We start from the raw sequence: 1,195 nt of genomic DNA, 5'->3' as shown, positions 1-1,195 counted from the left end.
CGCCACGCCCGCTGACACGCGGGGAGCGCGAATATCTGATGACCTTGGCGGTCCCCGGCGCTTAGACTTACTTGTATCGCCTGGTCAGCGTTGCAAGGGGTTACATCATGGCCAAGATGACCGTCGTCGAATTGCTCGACGTGTTCAAAGGTATGACGCTGCTGGAACTTTCGGAGTTCCTCAAGGCGTTCGAGGAGGAGTTCGGCGTCAGCGCCGCGCCCCCGGTGGCCGTCCAGGTCGCCGCGGATTCGGCTCCGGCCGAGGCGGCCGACGAACAGGACGAGTTCGATCTCGTCCTGGAATCCTTCGGAGACAGGAAGATTCAGGTCATCAAGGCCATGCGGGAGATCATCCCGGGGTTGGGCCTCAAGGAGGCCAAGGACCTGGTCGAAGCCGCGCCGAAGGCGGTGCTGGAGAAGGTCGACAAGGACGCCGCCGAGGCCGCGCGGATCAAGCTCGAGGCGGCCGGCGCCCGCGCCGCCCTGCGCTGATCACTCCTGCGCGTGGCGGCGGGCGGCCGCTTCCAGGTACTCGCCGAGTTCGGCCTGCAGCACCTTGTCGAGGGCTTGATCGAGGCTGTCGCGCACCGAGCGGGTCCCGAGTTCGCGGAAATGCTTGAGCATCCCGGCGGTTTCGGCGATCTCGGCATCGGTCTCGGGCATCCAGCCGGGCCCGTGCGCGGCCACGATGTGGTCCTTGGCCGCCACCACCATGAGCCGGGCGATCGATTCGAGTCGCTCGGCCATGGCGGCGTGCAGGTCGATGAGCGCGGGCAGCCCGAACCCGTAGGCGCTGAGATCGGCGAAGATGCCGAGCAGTTCGGGCCGGGTGAGCTCGACGGTGTCGTCGCGCAGCCGCACCATGCCGAGCTGTTCGAGCCGGTCCAGCTGGTCGGAGTCGACCTGGTGCTCCTCGGTGTCGCCGAAGAAGGTGTCCACCAGTTCGCGCGGGATCGCCACCGGCTCTTCGGCTTTGCCCCAGGTGTCGGTGACCGCGCTCTGCAGCCCGAGGATCTCGGTGAGATCCTTGCCGGTCTCCCAGCTGGTGATGAAGTCGGCGATGTGGGCGATGGTGAACCCGCGTTGCAGCAGCGCATCGATGATGCGCAGCCGGGCCAGGTGAGTGTCGTCGTAGATGAGCGCGCGCCCGCTGCGGCGGGTGGGCGTGGGCAGCAGCCCCTTCTCCTGATACGCGC

At 67.3% G+C, this 1,195-nt stretch carries 2 protein-coding genes; one reads left to right on the top strand and one right to left on the bottom strand.

What is annotated here, in order from left to right; translation table 11 throughout:
• Positions 1–107 precede the first annotated feature (107 nt).
• Positions 108–491, top strand: coding sequence for a 50S ribosomal protein L7/L12 (rplL, locus tag ACIRS4_RS37875; protein WP_357287961.1), 384 nt, complete (start codon positions 108–110; stop codon positions 489–491).
• Here the strand turns inward: rplL and ACIRS4_RS37870 are convergent.
• Positions 492–1,195: MerR family transcriptional regulator (locus ACIRS4_RS37870; protein WP_404204765.1), on the bottom strand; the 704-nt coding region annotated here is incomplete at its 5' end.

The organism is Streptomyces sp. NPDC101166, from assembly GCF_044768125.1.
Taxonomy (GTDB): domain Bacteria; phylum Actinomycetota; class Actinomycetes; order Streptomycetales; family Streptomycetaceae; genus Streptomyces.
Note: the sequence above shows the minus strand (reverse complement) of the source record. Positions and strands in the feature narration are given on the sequence as shown.

Excerpts from the sequence above, each read along its gene's own strand:
- rplL (WP_357287961.1), top strand. The coding sequence starts at position 108 with ATGGCCAAGATGACCGTCGTCGAATTGCTCGACGTGTTCAAAGGTATG.